This is a genomic window from Serratia sp. PL17, assembly GCF_017832355.1.
GTDB lineage: Bacteria > Pseudomonadota > Gammaproteobacteria > Enterobacterales > Enterobacteriaceae > Serratia.
Genome location: NZ_JAFIBY010000005.1, coordinates 403,228 through 419,764, shown reverse-complemented (window position 1 = coordinate 419,764; position 16,537 = coordinate 403,228). Strand labels below are relative to the sequence as shown.

The 16,537-nt window shown below is 55.2% G+C and carries 15 protein-coding genes and 1 pseudogene; 10 read left to right on the top strand and 6 right to left on the bottom strand.

What is annotated here, in order from left to right; genetic code table 11:
* Positions 1-215 precede the first annotated feature (215 nt).
* A complete protein-coding gene (hrpB, locus tag JOE25_RS18240; RefSeq protein WP_209637556.1) occupies positions 216-2,654 on the bottom strand; it encodes an ATP-dependent helicase HrpB in 2,439 nt (812 codons plus the stop codon).
* Between the two features lie 79 nt (positions 2,655-2,733).
* Here hrpB and thpR point away from each other — a divergent pair, with 79 nt between their 5' ends.
* The 6 genes and pseudogenes from thpR (at position 2,734) to folK (ending at position 7,838) form a co-directional block, all read left to right on the top strand.
* Positions 2,734-3,276 (top strand): RNA 2',3'-cyclic phosphodiesterase, encoded by a 543-nt coding sequence (gene thpR / locus JOE25_RS18235; RefSeq protein WP_209637554.1) that lies wholly within the window; start codon positions 2,734-2,736, stop codon positions 3,274-3,276.
* Positions 3,273-3,980: a DNA/RNA nuclease SfsA gene (gene sfsA, locus JOE25_RS18230; protein ID WP_061807932.1), complete on the top strand. Its 708-nt coding sequence runs from the start codon at positions 3,273-3,275 to the stop codon at positions 3,978-3,980. The genes thpR and sfsA overlap by 4 nt, the downstream gene beginning before the upstream one ends.
* 183 nt (positions 3,981-4,163) lie before the next feature.
* The gene (dksA, locus tag JOE25_RS18225) at positions 4,164-4,619 is read left to right on the top strand and encodes an RNA polymerase-binding protein DksA (protein WP_012146687.1); all 456 of its coding nucleotides are present in this window, start codon (positions 4,164-4,166) and stop codon (positions 4,617-4,619) included.
* A gap of 196 nt (positions 4,620-4,815) precedes the next feature.
* A pseudogene (gene gluQRS / locus JOE25_RS18220) lies at positions 4,816-5,726 on the top strand (tRNA glutamyl-Q(34) synthetase GluQRS).
* A 100-nt stretch (positions 5,727-5,826) separates the two neighbouring features.
* The gene (gene pcnB / locus JOE25_RS18215) at positions 5,827-7,338 is read left to right on the top strand and encodes a polynucleotide adenylyltransferase PcnB (RefSeq protein ID WP_209637647.1); all 1,512 of its coding nucleotides are present in this window, start codon (positions 5,827-5,829) and stop codon (positions 7,336-7,338) included.
* Positions 7,338-7,838, top strand: coding sequence for a 2-amino-4-hydroxy-6-hydroxymethyldihydropteridine diphosphokinase (folK, locus tag JOE25_RS18210; protein ID WP_209637552.1), 501 nt, complete (start codon positions 7,338-7,340; stop codon positions 7,836-7,838). Before pcnB ends, folK begins: the two co-directional genes overlap by 1 nt.
* A gap of 26 nt (positions 7,839-7,864) precedes the next feature.
* Here the strand turns inward: folK and qseC are convergent, their stop codons facing one another.
* Positions 7,865-9,223, bottom strand: a complete 1,359-nt coding sequence (gene qseC / locus JOE25_RS18205) for a quorum sensing histidine kinase QseC (RefSeq protein ID WP_209637550.1) — start codon at positions 9,221-9,223, stop codon at positions 7,865-7,867.
* Complete coding sequence (gene qseB / locus JOE25_RS18200; RefSeq protein ID WP_209637548.1) at positions 9,220-9,882, bottom strand: quorum sensing response regulator transcription factor QseB; 663 nt, start codon at positions 9,880-9,882, stop codon at positions 9,220-9,222. Before qseB ends, qseC begins: the two co-directional genes overlap by 4 nt.
* A 170-nt stretch (positions 9,883-10,052) precedes the next feature.
* On the opposite strand from qseB, the gene panB reads away from it, so the two are divergent.
* The 3 genes from panB (at position 10,053) to panD (ending at position 12,298) form a co-directional block, all read left to right on the top strand.
* The gene (gene panB / locus JOE25_RS18195) at positions 10,053-10,847 is read left to right on the top strand and encodes a 3-methyl-2-oxobutanoate hydroxymethyltransferase (protein ID WP_209637546.1); all 795 of its coding nucleotides are present in this window, start codon (positions 10,053-10,055) and stop codon (positions 10,845-10,847) included.
* Positions 10,848-10,938: 91 nt separating this feature from the next.
* The gene (gene panC / locus JOE25_RS18190) at positions 10,939-11,793 is read left to right on the top strand and encodes a pantoate--beta-alanine ligase (protein ID WP_209637544.1); all 855 of its coding nucleotides are present in this window, start codon (positions 10,939-10,941) and stop codon (positions 11,791-11,793) included.
* Between the two features lie 124 nt (positions 11,794-11,917).
* Entirely contained in the window at positions 11,918-12,298 is a 381-nt protein-coding gene (gene panD, locus JOE25_RS18185) for an aspartate 1-decarboxylase (protein WP_037416822.1), read from the top strand.
* 92 nt (positions 12,299-12,390) lie between these two features.
* On the opposite strand, the gene JOE25_RS18180 is transcribed toward panD, so the two are convergent.
* From JOE25_RS18180 to JOE25_RS18170, 3 genes are all read right to left on the bottom strand, one after another.
* Positions 12,391-13,671 (bottom strand): polysaccharide deacetylase family protein, encoded by a 1,281-nt coding sequence (locus JOE25_RS18180; protein WP_209637542.1) that lies wholly within the window; start codon positions 13,669-13,671, stop codon positions 12,391-12,393.
* Positions 13,672-13,848: 177 nt separating this feature from the next.
* Complete coding sequence (locus JOE25_RS18175) at positions 13,849-14,619, bottom strand: ABC transporter permease (protein WP_209637540.1); 771 nt, start codon at positions 14,617-14,619, stop codon at positions 13,849-13,851.
* Positions 14,616-15,539 (bottom strand): ABC transporter ATP-binding protein, encoded by a 924-nt coding sequence (locus tag JOE25_RS18170; protein ID WP_209637537.1) that lies wholly within the window; start codon positions 15,537-15,539, stop codon positions 14,616-14,618. Before JOE25_RS18170 ends, JOE25_RS18175 begins: the two co-directional genes overlap by 4 nt.
* A gap of 236 nt (positions 15,540-15,775) precedes the next feature.
* Between JOE25_RS18170 and can the strand changes: the two genes are divergently transcribed.
* Positions 15,776-16,432, top strand: coding sequence for a carbonate dehydratase (can, locus tag JOE25_RS18165; protein WP_061807929.1), 657 nt, complete (start codon positions 15,776-15,778; stop codon positions 16,430-16,432).
* The last annotated feature ends 105 nt before the right edge of the window (positions 16,433-16,537 follow it).

Here is a 16,537-nt window from a genome sequence, read left to right as displayed (position 1 = left end):
TACTCTCCAGACTTGGCGGCACTGCCGGCCATTATGAGTCGCTTAATCTGTCGCGGCGTCAGGCCATTGAACAGAAGAAACATCTGAATTCATCCCCTAAATCATTGGTGTTGCATCAAGGCGGCAAGAGAACTTATCCCGATGAGCTTACTCTGGTAAGTCATTCGGGTAAGTGAGTGCAGCCAACACAGATGCGGCGTCAAGTATAACGGGGATTACTGATACTTTTTCGTGCGCCGCGTCGGTGCGGTATTCGCCGGGTCGTCCGGCCACACGTGCTTCGGATACCGCCCTTTCATCTCTTTTTGCACTTCTTTGTAGGCCCCCTGCCAAAACGCCGCCAGATCGCCGGTGATTTGTAATGGCCTGTGCGCCGGTGAGAGTAACTCAAGCACTACCGGGATGCGACCTTCTGCCAGCATCGGGCTACGCTGTTCACCAAACACTTCTTGCAAACGCACGGCCAGCGCAGGCGGTTTGCCGGCGTCATAGCGAATCGGTAACCGGCTGCCGGTCGGCACAGTGTAATGAGTGGGTAACGCATTATCCAGCCGTTGCTTTTGCTGCCAGTCCAACAGCCGTGACAACGCCTCGGCAATGTTCACCTGTTTTAATCCACGCATGTCACGTACGCCACTCAGCGACGGTAACAACCACTGCTCCAATGACGCCAGCAACGCGTCATCGTCGACCGGGGGCCAGGCGGCCTCTGGCAGCCAGTTTTGTGCGCACTGCAAACGTAGGCGCAACTGCTCAGCGGCGGTATCCCAGTTAAGCACCGCCACCCCCTGAACACGAACCCAGTTGAGCAATGCCTGTTGCAGCTCTTCGTCTGCCGGTTTGGCAAGGGGTTGTGCACGCAGCGTCAAACGGCCAATCTGCTGACGTTTCCAGGCGCGCAACGTGCCTTTTTCCTCGTCCCATTCCACTGCGGTTTGCTGGGAAACGATCGCCGGCAGTTGGGCCGCCAACGCATCAATCTCTACCGGTAGCGCCAGCAAAATACGGGCGTCGGGGCTGTTATGCCCTTGCAACAGGCCAGGTACGATCAGCCAAGGAGCTCGCGACAATGCCTCATCCTGATTCATCGCAGCGCCCATACCGTTAGCCAGCAGGTAACGACCATCCTGACCACGCCGTTGAGCAATGCGGTCAGTAAACGCCAACGCCAGGAGGCTCGGCGCCAGGTCAACATCCACCTGCCCCGCTTTTGTCTGTAAACGCCGGGCCAACTGGGTAGCACGGCGTTGCCAGTTCGGCTGCGGGCGGCTCAGCCAGTAGCCAATGTCCATTTGCCCGCTGCGTGGCGGTTCTTCCAGTAATGCCGCTAACGCAGCGGCTGTCGCAAGCCCATCGGCTCCTCGCTCTGCCCCCTGGGTTAGCATCGCCGCCAAACGCGGCTCACAGCCCAGAAGGGCCATCTGGCGACCACGCGCAGTCAGTTTATCGCCTTCATCGGTAGCACCAAGGTGCCGTAGCAGCCTTTTGGCGGCCGTCAGCGCCGTCTCCGGTGGCCGATCGAGCCAGGTCAATTGCGCAACGTCATGGCAGCCCCATTGCAGTAGCTCCAGCCAGAAAGCGGCGAGATCGCTTTGCACGATTTCCGGCTCCGCATGTTCCGCCGCCCGCTCTGCCTGCTCTTTGGCAAACAGATGCCAGCAAATGCCGGCCTCCAGGCGCCCTGCACGGCCAGCACGCTGGATCATTGATGCCTGGCTAATGCGTTGCGTCACCAATCGCGTAAGGCCGTTACGCACGTCATAACGCGCTACCCGCTCCAGACCACTGTCTACCACTAACCTAATGCCTTCGATGGTCAGGCTGGTTTCAGCGATGTTGGTTGCCAATACCACTTTACGGCGGCCTGCTGGTGCAGCCTGAATCGCTTTCTGCTGCTGTGCTAACGGCAAGGCACCGTACAGTGGGCATAACTCGATATCGCCCGCGACGTCACCGCTCAACCGCTCCAGTACGCGGTGGATTTCAGCCACGCCGGGCAAGAACAGCAGCAATGAGCCCTCCTGCTCAGACAACAGGCGCTTAACCGCGCTCGCCACACCGTCCTCCAGCCGTTGGTGGCTGGCTAATGGCTGATATTGACGCTCGACAGGGAAGCTGCGGCCAGCGGACACCACCACCGGCGCCTGTGGCAACAACTGCGTCAGGCGAGCGTTATCCAGCGTCGCCGACATGATCAGCAGTTTTAAATCGTCGCGCAGCCCCTGCTGCACGTCCAATAGCAGTGCCAGCGCCAGATCGGCCTGCAGGCTACGCTCATGGAACTCATCGAGAATCACTAACGAAACGCCCTGCAGCTCAGCATCCTGCTGCAACATGCGGGTAAGAATGCCTTCTGTCACCACCTCGAGCCGGGTATGCGGCCCACTTTTGCTTTCGGCGCGCATGCGGTAACCCACCGTCTGACCGGGTTCCTCCCCCAGTTGCTGCGCCAATCGGTATGCCACGTTTTTCGCCGCCAACCGCCGGGGTTCGAGCATAATAATGCGGCCCGGCAAACCGGCGTTAGCCAGGATCTGCAGCGGCAGCCAGGTCGATTTACCGGCACCGGTAGGTGCATGCAACAATACCTGCGGGGCGGATTGCAGTGCAGTGAGCAATTCATCAAGAACCGCACTGACGGGCAGTGAAGACACAGAACTCTCCGTAGTGGTTAACATTGGACGGCGCACATTGTAGCATTAGACTCTGCGTTTCATTACTTGCCGGGTATCTATGTCCAGTTCGCGCCGCCTTTTTTTCGCCCTGACCTTACCGGATGCATTACAGCAGCAGGTGATCCGTTGGCGCGCAGAAAGCTTCACACCCGAAGCGGGTCGGCCAGTCGCAGCAGCCAATCTGCACCTGACGCTGGCCTTTCTCGGGGATGTTTCAGCACCAAAAGAAGCCGCGCTTAAAAAGCTGGCCAGCCGCATTCGCCAACCCGGCTTCAGCATGGTATTGGATGACCTTGGCCACTGGCCTCGTCCCGGCGTGGTTTGGTTAGGCACACGACGCGCCCCGCGCAGATTGCTGCAGTTGGCAGAGCTTTTGCGATCGCAGGCAGCCCGCAGCGGGTGTTATCAAAGCCCCATGCCGTTTCATCCGCACATCACACTATTGCGCTCTGCAACACAGCCCGTCGCCATACCACCGGCTACACCGGGATGGGTCTTCAGCGCCGACGCATTTGCCTTGTACCAGTCAGTTTTTGAAAACGGCCGCACGCGTTATCAGATGCTTGAACAATGGCCCTTAGCCAACCAGGACAACTCATGATTTTTACGCCACCGCTGCGCCATGCCACGCTGATTAAACGTTACAAACGCTTTCTGGCGGACGTCATCACGCCGGAGGGAGAAACCTTTACCCTGCACTGCGCCAACACCGGTGCCATGACCGGTTGCGCAACACCCGGCGACACCGTTTGGTATTCCACCTCAGATAATGCCAAACGCAAATACGCCCACAGTTGGGAACTGACACATACCCAACAAGGGGACTGGATCTGTGTGAATACCTTACGTGCCAACACCTTGGTGCGCGAGGCTATCGAACAGAATCTAATCAATGAATTATCCGGTTACAGTAAAATCAGCAGCGAAGTAAAATATGGCAGTGAAAACAGTCGTATCGATTTGTTATTACAGGCAGAAAATCGAGCTAGCTGCTATATTGAAGTTAAGTCAGTCACATTATTGCAACAACAACGTGGTTACTTCCCTGATGCGGTAACGCTCAGAGGACAGAAGCACTTACGTGAGTTGCTAAGCGTGGTTGAAAGCGGGCAACGGGCGGTTTTGTTCTTTGCTGTGTTACATAGCGGTATTGAACAGGTCGCACCGGCACATCATATAGATGAGCGTTATGCGGCACTGTTGGCACAGGTTCAGCAATTGGGCGTAGAAGTCGTTTGTTATGGGGCTAAATTATCACCTGACGGTATATCTCTCTGCGATAAGTTACCGTTTTTTATCGATTAGCGCTGACTGGGCACAAATATTCCGACAACCGGTTATCGCGTCGCCAAATACGCCTTCCTTCACACCATTGTCAAGCAGGCGACAGGAATAATTGCCAACCTACGTCCCATCTGTTATTTATAGCGGCCTGTTTTTCCCCCGCATTGGGGATTCGATAGTGCGTGTGTATGTAGGAGAAGCAACATGCAAGAAGGGCAAACCCGTAAAACCTCGTCCTTGAGCATTCTCGCCATCGCTGGGGTGGAGCCGTACCAAGAGAAGCCGGGCGAAGAGTACATGAACGACGCCCAGTTGTCGCATTTCAAGCGCATTCTTGAAGCATGGCGCAACCAGCTCAGGGATGAAGTGGATCGTACTGTGTCGCATATGCAGGAAGAGGCTGCTAACTTCCCTGATCCGGCCGACCGTGCCACTCAGGAAGAAGAGTTCAGTCTTGAACTGCGTAACCGCGATCGCGAACGCAAACTGATTAAAAAGATCGAGAAAACGCTGAAGAAAGTAGAAGACGAAGATTTCGGCTACTGCGAATCCTGCGGCGTGGAGATTGGCATTCGTCGCCTTGAAGCGCGCCCGACTGCCGATTTGTGCATCGACTGCAAGACTCTGGCCGAAATCCGCGAAAAGCAGATGGCCGGCTAATATACCCAAAATAGGTGGAGTTGCATCAAGGCGGCAAGGGAGCTGATCCCAATGAGCTTACTCAAGTCAGTGATTAGGGTAAGTGAGTGCCGCCAACGCAGAAGCAGCTTCAAAGATGACGGGTATACAGTTGTTACCGCTGCGGCGTGCGTCCTACGTGCGCCGCACAGAGCAAAGGGAAAGTTTCCCCTCTGATATGCAAGAAAGACATTATGTGGGGCGCTTTGCCCCATCGCCTTCCGGGGATCTGCATTTCGGTTCGTTGATTGCAGCGCTGGGAAGCTACCTTCAGGCTCGTGCTCAACGCGGGCAGTGGTTGGTTCGCATTGAAGATATTGATCCCCCGCGCGAAGTTGCCGGTGCGGCCGATCGTATCTTATCCGCTCTGGAACACTATGGTCTCCACTGGGACGGCCAGGTCATCTATCAATCCCAACGCCATGAAGCCTACCGAGCCACGCTGGATCAACTCCATCAGCAAGGTCTTAGCTATTTCTGCAACTGTACCCGTAGCCGTATCCAGCAGATAGGTGGCCTCTATGACGGTCACTGCCGTCATTTGCATCTGGGTCCTCAGGGTGCCGCCATTCGTTTACGGCAGTCCGCACCGGTTTTCGCTTTTCACGACCGGCTGCAGGGCGAGTTGCACGCCGATCCCGCGTTGGCACAGGAAGACTTTATCATCCGTCGACGTGATGGCCTGTTCGCCTATAACCTGGCGGTAGTGGTTGACGATCATTTCCAGGGTGTTACCGAAATCGTACGCGGTGCCGATTTGATCGAACCGACAGTGCGCCAAATTGCGCTATATCATCAGTTGCAGGCACCGGTACCCACGTATGCGCATTTGCCGCTGGCGCTGGGTGCTAACGGCATCAAACTCTCGAAACAAAACCATGCGCCAGCATTGCCCGACGGTGATCCTCGCCCCGTGCTGGTTGCCGCATTGAAGTTTCTGCGCCAACCCCTGCCGGAAAGCTGGCAAGATCTTGACCTGCCGTTATTATTGAGCTGGGCAATCGCACACTGGAAGCTGGATAATGTGCCGCGTCAGGAGGCAATCCCCTGGGCGGAAACACATCGGCATTCTCAAAAGAGCCATGGTGAGCTATGATTAGCCGCTATTTTTTGTTAGCGCCATTTTTATCAGACACTATCGAGGTGTACCATTTTTACCCGAGTAGCCAATTTCTGCCGTAAGGTGCTAATCCGCGATGACAAGCAGCCGCGCGATGAAGCGCCGGTCAGCGATAAAAACGTAGTCCGCGAAGAAAGCGTGGCGGCTGAACAGCCAGCTGCGCCGCAGCAACGTTCCGCCGATCGCGGCAGAGAAAGCCCTGCCCGCCGGCCGGCACCGCGTAAACGCCCACCTTTTCCTGCGGCAGAGGGAAACGGCTCAATGACCGTGATCCCGCGCGACCAGCACGCCATCTCACGTAAAGACATCAGTGAGAATGCGCTGAAGGTGCTGTATCGCCTGAATAAATCCGGCTTTGAAGCCTATCTGGTCGGTGGCGGCGTACGTGATCTGTTATTGGGCAAAAAGCCAAAAGACTTCGACATCACTACCAACGCAACCCCAGAGCAGGTGCGCAAGCTGTTCCGCAACTGCCGTCTGGTTGGCCGCCGTTTCCGCCTGGCTCACGTGATGTTCGGGCCGGAAATCATCGAGGTTGCGACCTTCCGTGGCCACCACGAACAGCAAACGCCAGAATCGGACAAGAATTCTTCCCAGCAGGCCCAAAACGGCATGCTGCTGCGTGACAACATCTTTGGCTCAATCGAAGAAGATGCTCAGCGCCGTGACTTTACCATCAACAGCTTGTATTACGGTGTCGCAGACTTCACCTTGCGTGATTACGTCAACGGCCTGCGCGATCTGAAGCAAGGCGTGATTCGCCTGATCGGCGATCCAGAAACTCGCTACCGTGAAGACCCGGTGCGCATGCTGCGTGCTGTGCGCTTTGCCGCCAAGCTGGACATGACCATCAGTGATGAAACCGCCGAGCCGATCCCCCGTCTGGCGTCCCTGCTACATGAGATCCCACCCGCGCGTCTGTTTGAGGAGTCACTCAAACTGTTACAGGCTGGCTACGGCTATCCGACCTATCTGAAGCTGTGTGAATACCAGTTGTTCCAGCCGTTATTCCCACAGATTGCACGTCACTTCACCCCTAACCATGACACGCCAATGGAACGTATCCTGGTGCAGGTGTTGAAGAATACCGACTATCGTCTGCAGAATGACATGCGCGTCAATCCGGCATTCCTGTTTGCTGCTATGCTTTGGTATCCGCTGCTGGAACATGCGCAGAAACTGGCGCAGGAAAGCGGGTTGGCCTATTACGATGCCTTCGCTCTGGCAATGAATGACGTGTTGGACGAGCAGTGCCGCTCGCTGGCGATCCCGAAACGTATCACCACGCTGGTTCGTGATATCTGGCAGTTGCAACTTCGGCTGTCACGCCGACAGGGCAAGCGCGCGCATAAACTGATGGAACACCCGAAGTTCCGCGCCGCTTACGATCTGCTGGCGCTGCGTGCGGAAGTGGAAGAAAACCCGGAAATGCTGCGTCTGACCGAATGGTGGGGCGAGTTCCAGGACGCCACGCCAGCGCGCCAAAAAAGCATGTTGAACACCTTGGGTGACGATCCGGCACCGCGCCGCACGCGTCAACGCCGCCCACGCCGCCGGACGCCGCGTAAAGAAGGGGAATAATGATCCGCGTTTATATCGCGCTGGGCAGTAACCTGGCGCACCCGCTACAACAGGTGAAAGCCGCACTGGAAGCGCTGGAGCATCTCCCGCGCACCCGGTTGATCGTTTGTTCTTCGTTTTACCGCACGAAACCGCTGGGGCCACAGAACCAGCCGGACTTTCTCAATGCCGTGGTTGCATTGGATACGTTATTGCCTGCCGAACAGTTGCTGGATCACACTCAGGCGATAGAGCGTAATCAGGGCCGCGTACGCAAAGATGAACGCTGGGGGCCTCGTACCCTGGATCTGGACATGATGCTCTATGGCGATCACGTCATTCATACCGATCGCCTGACCGTGCCACATTACGGACTGAAAGAGCGTGAGTTCATGCTCTATCCGCTGGCGGAAATCGCCCCCGAGTTGATCTTCCCGGATGGCGAATCCCTGGCCAGTTGCCTGAAACGCGTGCCGAAAAATGGCATGGAACTCTGGCATCACCCCAAGCAGAAATCCTGAGTCGGGCGCAGTTCATCTCCAGCGCCCTACAGCATCACCTGAGCAACAAATCCCCCTTCAGGTCGGTTGGCAAAGCTAACACGCAATCCATGTAAACCCGCGATACGCTCCACAATCGATAGCCCCAAACCACTCCCCGTTTGTTCCTGCCCCGGCGGACGATAAAAGCGCTCGCCAAGCCGTGCCAGATGCTCCGGCGTAACACCAGGGCCATCGTCCTCGACCTCCAGCAAGCGTTCTGTCAGCCTCACCGTGACCCTGCCCCCTTTCGGGGTATAACGCACGGCATTATCCACCAGATTGCGCACCAGCAATGACAGCAACAGAGGTTGCCCCTGTAACGGTGGCGGCGTACCTTGATGTTCATAGCGCAGCGTGACATTGGCGGCATGTGCATGGTGCTCATGCTCCGCCAGGAGCATCGGAACCCATTGACCCCAGTCGACCGTTTCCAGTTCGGCCAGACCGGACAGGGAGTCCAGCCGCGACAGTATCAGCAGTTGATCGACCAACCGCGTGGCGCGATCGATGCTTATCGTCAGGTTGTCCAACGCATGCGCACGCATCAGCTCGTCGTCACCCGCCAGTTGCACGACTTCTGTCTGCACACGCAGTGCCGCAAGTGGGCTGCGTAACTCATGTGCAGCGTCTGACGTGAATCGCCGTTCCCGCACCAGCAACGCATTGATGCGGGCAAAGAGCGCGTTAAGCGCATCCACCAACGGACGCACCTCCGTCGGTACCTGACCCGCATCCAGTGGTGTAGCATCATCCGGGGCGCGTTTGCGCAGCCCCGCGGCGACAGTGCGCAACGGCCGCAGCTCACGCCCGACCATCAGCGCAATCAGCACCATCAGGATCGGCAACGTCACCAACCACGGCACCAGTTGCCCGGTCACCATGCCTAGCGCCATATCCCGGCGATAGTCCCACTCCTGCCCCACCACAATGCGGTATCTCCCGTCGGGGCTGGTTAGCCACAGCAGACGCCAACTGTCGTCATCGCCTTTGCGTTCACCGTCGGTAAAGCCTTCACGCTCACCGTCAAAGCGGAAATCTGCGCCATTCTCGCCATCATTGAGCAACATTTTGCCGTCGCGATCGAAGATGGCGAATGCCAACGCGTCGTCGTCCTGCTCGCCACGTTTTCCGTGGTGCACCAGCCTCTTGGTTTTCGGCAAACTCCGCACGCTTTCCTCTGCCAGCAGATTACCCAGATTGGTGGTTGCCAGCCGTTTGGCGAACAGCATCTGTTGGGTATCAAACACTTCATTGATGTTGTTACGCATCATCATCCACGCCACCAAACTGGCAGAACACCAGGTCACTAACGCAAGCACACTGAAAATCAGGATCAACCGCAGCCGCAGACTGAGATGTTTCACGGCACATCCCCCAGCGTATAGCCCACACCGTGAATGGTACGGATAAAGCCGTTGCCCAGCTTCCGTCGCAGATGATGAATATGCACCTCCACCGCGTTGCTACTGACCTCATCGTCCCAGTTGTACAACTTTTCCTGGATCAAGGGACGAGCCAGCACCCGCCCTTTGTTGTGCAGGAACAACTCCAGCACCGCCAGCTCCCGCGGTGTTAATGTGACAGGCTCGCCGTTACAGCTCACGCTACGGGTGGCAGTATCAAACACCACATTCCCATGTGCCAATTGCGGCATCAACTGGCCATGGCGACGGCGGATCAATGCCTGCAAACGTGCAGCAACCTCTGCCAGGGCAAAAGGCTTGCACAGGTAATCATCGGCGCCACTTTGCAGGCCGCTGACCCGTTGTTCCAGCGCATCACGCGCGGTCAGGATCAAGACAGGCACGTCATGGCCGGCTTGCCGCCACTGATGCAACAAGTCCAGCCCGTCGAGGCCCGGCAGGCTGAGATCGAGGATCACGGCATCGTAAGGCGCACTTTCCAGCGCATTTTTACCAACCAGCCCATCGGTAAACCAGTCCAGATTAAAACCGAGTTTGGTCAGCCCAGCCTTGATACCGTCGCCAATTAATTTGTCATCTTCTATCAGCAAAATTCGCATGCGCGTCCTTTTTTAGCCCTTGCTATCCATTACACCACAAGGTTCTTAAGAACCTCTTAAGCATTATGATCTGCGCTACCCACCCCGTTAGGGTTTACAGTAGAATGACAGCACTTTTTTGCAGCCAGAGCCCTGCGCACGCCGCACGGCTCGATTCAGGAGACGTAGTGATGAAACCCACCACCGTGACCCATTTGCGCCAGTGGAAACAGGAACAACGCAAGTTTGCCTCCTTAACCGCCTACGATGCCAGCTTTGCCAAATTGTTTGAAGAGCAAGGCGTTAAAGTACTGCTGGTGGGTGACTCGCTGGGCATGACGCTGCAGGGCCACGACTCCACGCTGCCAGTCACCGTCGCCGACGTTGCCTACCATACCCGCGCCGTCCGTCGTGGCGCTCCAGCCTGCCTGTTATTGGCCGATCTGCCCTTTATGAGTTACGCCACGCCACAACTGGCCTGTACCAATGCCGCTGAGCTGATGCAAGCCGGCGCCAATATGGTGAAGCTGGAAGGCGGCAGTTGGCTGTGTGAAACAGTGAAAATGCTCACCGAGCGTGCCGTGCCCGTATGTGGTCATCTCGGCCTCACACCACAGTCGGTAAACGTGTTCGGCGGCTACAAGGTGCAGGGCCGTGATGAGCTCGCTGCCAAACAATTATTGGAAGACGCACAAAATCTGGAGCTGGCCGGTATTCAATTGCTGGTGCTGGAGTGCGTACCCACTGAGCTGGCACGCAAAATCACTGAAGCCCTGGCAATTCCGGTGATCGGCATTGGCGCCGGTAATGCCACCGATGGCCAGATCCTGGTGATGCATGACGCGTTCGGCATTACCGGCGGCCATACACCGAAATTCGCTAAAAACTTCCTGGCGCAAAGCGGTGATATCCGCTCGGCGGTGCAACAATATATGCAGGATGTGGAGCAAGGAATTTATCCCGCAGAAGAACACTCATTTAACTAACGGCATGGTTTAATAGGCATAAATGGCGCCGCCTGATTACGCGCAGCAAGCGCATACAGCCGAGCAAAACAGCCTATCAAGGAGTTATGGAATGGTAATTATCGAGACCCTGCCGCTGTTGCGTCAGCAGATCCGCCGCTGGCGTCAAGATGGCAAACGTATCGCGTTGGTGCCTACCATGGGCAACCTTCACGAAGGCCATATGACATTGATCGATGAAGCGCGTGCACGTGCCGATATCGTGGTGGTCAGTATTTTCGTCAATCCAATGCAGTTCGAACGCCCTGAAGACTTGGCAAGTTACCCGCGCACCTTGCAAGAGGACAGCGAAAAGCTGACCCGCCGCGGTGTTGAACTGGTATTCGCCCCCGCGCCAGCGGATGTCTATCCTCAAGGTCTGGAACAACAAACCTACGTCGATGTACCCGGTATCTCCACCATGCTGGAAGGCGCCAGCCGCCCAGGGCATTTCCGCGGCGTGGCTACCATTGTCAGCAAGCTGTTCAATCTGGTGCAGCCGGATCTGGCCTGTTTTGGCGAGAAGGATTACCAGCAACTGGCGTTGATCCGCAAGATGGTGGCGGACATGGGTTACGATATCGAGATCGTCGGCGTTCCGACCGTACGGGCCAAAGATGGCCTGGCACTCAGTTCACGTAACAGCTATCTGACCGCCGAAGAGCGTAAAATCGCCCCGCAGCTCAGCAAGATCATGAATGCACTGGCAGAACAGCTCAGCAACGGTGAACGTCACGTCGACGAGCTGCTGGAGCAAACTGCAGCACACCTGCGCAACGCCGGTTTCATCCCTGACGAGCTGTTTATCCGTGACGCAGACAACCTGCAACCGCTGGGTGTTGAGAGCCAACGTGCGGTGGTGCTAATGGCCGCCTGGCTGGGTAAAGCGCGGTTGATCGACAATCAACAGGTTGATCTGACACTGTAGGTTATTTTTCGTGCAACCGTCACCGTTGAGGCCGGCCTGACAGTAGACAATGGCGGGCTTATCGGTGACGATATATTTCGGTATGGATGTTTAACCCAATCGCCTCTCTATATTAGGTAAAGCTATGATACGTACTATGCTGCAAGGTAAGCTACATCGGGTGAAAGTGACTCAGGCCGACTTGCACTATGAAGGCTCCTGCGCCATCGATCAGGACTTCCTGGAAGCCGCAGGCATTCTGGAATATGAAGCTATCGATATTTATAACGTTGATAACGGTCAGCGTTTCTCGACCTATGCTATCGCCGCAGAACGCGGTTCGCGCATTATTTCGGTCAACGGTGCGGCAGCACGCTGCGCCTGCGTGGGCGACAAGCTGATCATCTGTTCTTATGTGCAGATGAGCGATGCCGATGCCCGCCAACATCATCCAAAGGTCGCCTACTTCGAAGGTGACAACAACCTGCAGCGTAAGGCAAAAGCCGTACCGGTTCAGGTCGCTTAAACGCAAAAACGGGCGCTTTCGGCGCCCGTCTCATCTTTACGCTAAACACGTCGAATTGCATCGCGACGGCAAGGAGCCGAAGCACGATGCACTTACTGCACTACCAGCGTTCCCGGCTTATTGGCTATTCTGTCCGCCATCGTCTGAATAGAGTCGGTGCGCAAAATATATAGCCGCTTCAGCGTATAAGGATTATCCCCCGGCTTCACTTTGCCCTGCACCGTGGTTACCGCCATATGGAAACCGGCGTCTTTCGCTGCCTGAATCGCCCGCTGGTTATAGCCACCAAACGGGTAGGACAGATACAGCACGTGCGGATTAAACTGCGACAGCGCACGGCGTGAGTGCTCAAAATCGAATTCGATATTATGCAGGGAACGGCTCAGCAGGATCGGTTGACGGTTACCGTCAGTGCGATGCAGGAAATGCGTATGCGATTGCACATCGAATACGTCCTGAATCTGCTTCAGCTCGGAAATACTCATAAACTGCAGCGAGTCTGGGTTCCACTTCTGCGGATGGCGTTTGATGCGTGAGGAAATGATAAACGCGGTGGCGCGGAAGCCGTAGTCTTTCAGCACGGGATAAGCGTACCGGTAGACCGACTTTAGCCCGTCATCAAACGTCAGCACCACCGCCTTACCCGGCAAATTGATCTGGTTGTTCAGGTAAGCTTCCAACTGGTACAAGGAAATGGTGTCGTAGCCGGCCTGCTTCAGGTAGGTCATCTGGTTGCTGAACGCCACATCAGACGTGGTCGTCGACGTATGACGGAAGCGCTTGTTCTCTTCGTTCTTCAACAAATGATGATAAGTCAGTACCGGAATACCCGTGTCAATTTCACAGTCCAGCTCGCTGACATAACCCAGACGGTCACCAATGTTGATCTCATACCAGGTGTTGTTGAGCCGATCCTTCAGCTTACCGATGATCGGGTAACGCAGGTTCTCTTCCAGCACGCCAAAAACATCGCTGCCGTTATCCGCATCGGTATAGACGTTTGTCACCTTTTGGGTGATCAGGTTCTGGTTGGTCAGCGGCTTGTTCAGCTCACCAAGATCATCCTTCACTTTGCGCGATTTTTTGAGATTCCGCACATCGTCTTTATCGATAAAACCGGTACCGTGACCGAATTTGAACTCGTAATATTCCGCATCTGCCGGGAACACCTGAATCAGTTGCCCCTGCTTCACTTCACCAACCGGAATAACATGCTCGCCAATCAGCGAATAGACCTCGCTGTCGCGTTGCGCTTCCATATATTCGGATTTAACAGCACTGTCTTCCGACAACAAATTTGCCAGACTTGCCGGAGATGCAAATACCATCAGAATGCCGAGAAGCCCAGCCGCTATCTTATGTTTAGACCGCATGGTTATGTTCTGCTTACGAGTACGTAATAACAAAATGGAGGAAATGTGGAGCGCCAGCATAGCACGATTTGAACAGCGGGGAGAAAGGGGTTATTGGAGCAATTTTATTGATTTACATGATGTCTGTTTCAGGTCAAGAAAAGCGTCCCCGGACGACTGAACGGGGACGCCAGTTAATCAGGTACGCAGACCGCGGCCGCGTTCAATCAGGTACCATGACAACAGGTAGAACACCGCAATAAACGCCACCAGCACTGCCATCGTCAGCGCCAAGGGAACGTCGCTGATGCCCAGGAAGCCGTAACGGAAGCCGCTAATCATATACACGATCGGGTTCAGTTTGGACACCGCCTGCCAGAACGGCGGCAGCAGCGTCAGCGAGTAAAACACCCCGCCCAGATAGGTCAGCGGCGTCAGCACGAAGGTCGGGATCAGGCTGATATCGTCAAAGGTCGTGGCAAATACCGCGTTGATCAGCCCCGCCAGCGAAAACAAAATCGCCGTCAGCAGCAGTGTAGCCACAATCACCCACCAGGCGTGGATCTGCAATGGCACAAAGAACAGCGAAATCACGGTAACCAATACGCCGACGCAAATGCCGCGCGCCACGCCACCACCGACGTAACCGGCGATGACGACGTGCGTCGGAACCGGTGCCACCAGCAATTCTTCAATATTGCGCTGGAATTTGGCACTGAAGAATGACGAAGCCACGTTGGCATACGAGTTGGTGATCACCGCCATCATGATCAAGCCCGGCACGATAAACTGCATGTAATCAAAACCGTGCATTTCACCAATGCGCGAACCAATCAGGTTGCCAAAGATGATGAAATACAGCGTCATGGTGATCACCGGTGGTACCAGCGTCTGGATCCAGATACGGGCAAAACGGTTGATCTCTTTGGCCCAGATACTCTGTAAGGCCACCCAATACAAACGCGTCATGCTTTTTCTCCATTGCCGTTAACCAGGGTGACGAACAGCTCTTCCAGCCGGTTAGCCTTGTTACGCATGCTCAGCACCTGAACACCCTGCGTGCTGAGTTGGGTAAACAGACCATTCAGGCCTTGCTCACGCATCACTTCAACTTCTAACGTTGAGGTGTCCGTCAGACGGTGGCGGTAACCGTCCAGCTTCGGCAATGGGCTTTTCGCGGCCAGATCCAGGATGAAGGTCTCGGACTTGAGCTTGGCCAACAACCCTTTCATTGAGGTATTTTCGACCAACTCACCGTTCTGGATAATGCCGATGTTGCGGCACAGCATTTCGGCTTCTTCCAAATAGTGAGTAGTAAGAATAATGGTGGTGCCTTGCGCGTTCAGCTCTTTCAGGAAGCCCCACATCGAGCGACGAAGTTCGATATCCACCCCGGCGGTCGGTTCATCGAGGATCAGCAGTTTTGGCTGATGCATCAGCGCTCGGGCAATCATCAGGCGACGCTTCATACCACCAGACAGCATGCGGGCGCGCTCTTCACGCTTGCCCCACAGATCCAGCTGAGTCAGGTATTTTTCCGCCCGCGCCAGTGCTTCACGGCGAGCTACGCCGTAGTAACCCGCCTGGTTGACGACTATCTGCATCACCGTTTCGAACGGGTTAAAGTTGAATTCCTGTGGCACCAGCCCGAGCTGGCGTTTGGCATTGACGATGTCTTTGTCGATGTCGTAGCCAAACACCCGCACGCTGCCGGACGTTTTATTAACCAGCGAACTGATAATGCCGATGGTCGTGGATTTTCCGGCACCGTTAGGCCCCAGCAAAGCATAGAAATCCCCGGCTTCGACATTCAGATCGATCCCGCGCAATGCCTTGACGCCACCGGCGTAAGTCTTGGTTAACTGCGCTAATTCCAGTGCATAATTCATAAGTTAAAAAGTACCTTCTGACGATGAGTATGCTGCTGCGTATTGTAATGAAGGTGATCTTATCATCAGCAGCGTTTTCACTGAGGCAAATCCGTGCGGAAAATTCAGGTTCCATCCCGCCATGCTGTATAAAAAGTGGCTGAATATCGTCTTGCGTAACGGTTCCGATTTCCAAACTGTGACGCTTGTCCTATATTACCCCAACGCAATCTGTTCGTTACAGGCCAATAACCTCCATGAAAGAAATCGAAAAGCTTATCGCTAATAACCATACTTGGTCGGCTAACATCAGTAAGGAAGATCCAGATTTTTTTGAACGTTTAGCACAGGCGCAAAAGCCCCGTTTTTTATGGATTGGTTGTTCAGACAGCCGCGTTCCTGCGGAAAGGCTGACCGGGTTGGAACCAGGAGAACTGTTTGTCCACCGTAATGTGGCAAACCTGGTCATTCACACCGATTTAAACTGCTTGTCGGTCGTGCAATATGCCGTCGACGTGCTGGAAGTTGAACATATTATCATTTGTGGCCACCTGGGCTGCGGTGGCGTAGAAGCCGCGGTGGAGAACCCAGAGCTGGGGCTTATCAACAACTGGCTGCTGCACATTCGCGATCTTTGGTACAAACACAGTTCACTGTTGGGTGAGCTGGAACCGGAACAGCGCCTTGACGTATTGTGCGAAATCAACGTGATTGAGCAGGTCTATAACCTGGGCCATTCCACCATAATGCAGTCGGCGTGGAAACGCGGTCAGAAAGTGATGATTCACGGTTGGGTGTATGGGATCCAGGACGGACGTCTGCGGGATCTGGAAGTTGCAGCCACCAGCCGAGAAAGCCTGGAAATGGGCTATCGCAAGGCGATGGCTACGCTGCAGCAAGATAAAGGCATTTAACTCCGCCCAGAACAGAACATATACCCCAAATAATTGAAGTTGCACAATGACAGTCAAACACAGGTGCAGCTTCAAGTATAAAGGGTATATCGCGCCAACCGCAGT

Excerpts from the sequence above, each read along its gene's own strand:
- JOE25_RS18175 (WP_209637540.1), bottom strand. The coding sequence starts at position 14,619 with ATGACGCGTTTGTATTGGGTGGCCTTACAGAGTATCTGGGCCAAAGAG.
- can (WP_061807929.1), top strand. The coding sequence starts at position 15,776 with ATGAAAGAAATCGAAAAGCTTATCGCTAATAACCATACTTGGTCGGCT.
- JOE25_RS18170 (WP_209637537.1), bottom strand. The coding sequence starts at position 15,539 with ATGAATTATGCACTGGAATTAGCGCAGTTAACCAAGACTTACGCCGGT.
- thpR (WP_209637554.1), top strand. The coding sequence starts at position 2,734 with ATGTCCAGTTCGCGCCGCCTTTTTTTCGCCCTGACCTTACCGGATGCA.
- folK (WP_209637552.1), top strand. The coding sequence starts at position 7,338 with ATGATCCGCGTTTATATCGCGCTGGGCAGTAACCTGGCGCACCCGCTA.
- dksA (WP_012146687.1), top strand. The coding sequence starts at position 4,164 with ATGCAAGAAGGGCAAACCCGTAAAACCTCGTCCTTGAGCATTCTCGCC.
- panD (WP_037416822.1), top strand. The coding sequence starts at position 11,918 with ATGATACGTACTATGCTGCAAGGTAAGCTACATCGGGTGAAAGTGACT.
- panB (WP_209637546.1), top strand. The coding sequence starts at position 10,053 with ATGAAACCCACCACCGTGACCCATTTGCGCCAGTGGAAACAGGAACAA.
- panC (WP_209637544.1), top strand. The coding sequence starts at position 10,939 with ATGGTAATTATCGAGACCCTGCCGCTGTTGCGTCAGCAGATCCGCCGC.
- JOE25_RS18180 (WP_209637542.1), bottom strand. The coding sequence starts at position 13,671 with ATGCGGTCTAAACATAAGATAGCGGCTGGGCTTCTCGGCATTCTGATG.
- qseB (WP_209637548.1), bottom strand. The coding sequence starts at position 9,882 with ATGCGAATTTTGCTGATAGAAGATGACAAATTAATTGGCGACGGTATC.
- sfsA (WP_061807932.1), top strand. The coding sequence starts at position 3,273 with ATGATTTTTACGCCACCGCTGCGCCATGCCACGCTGATTAAACGTTAC.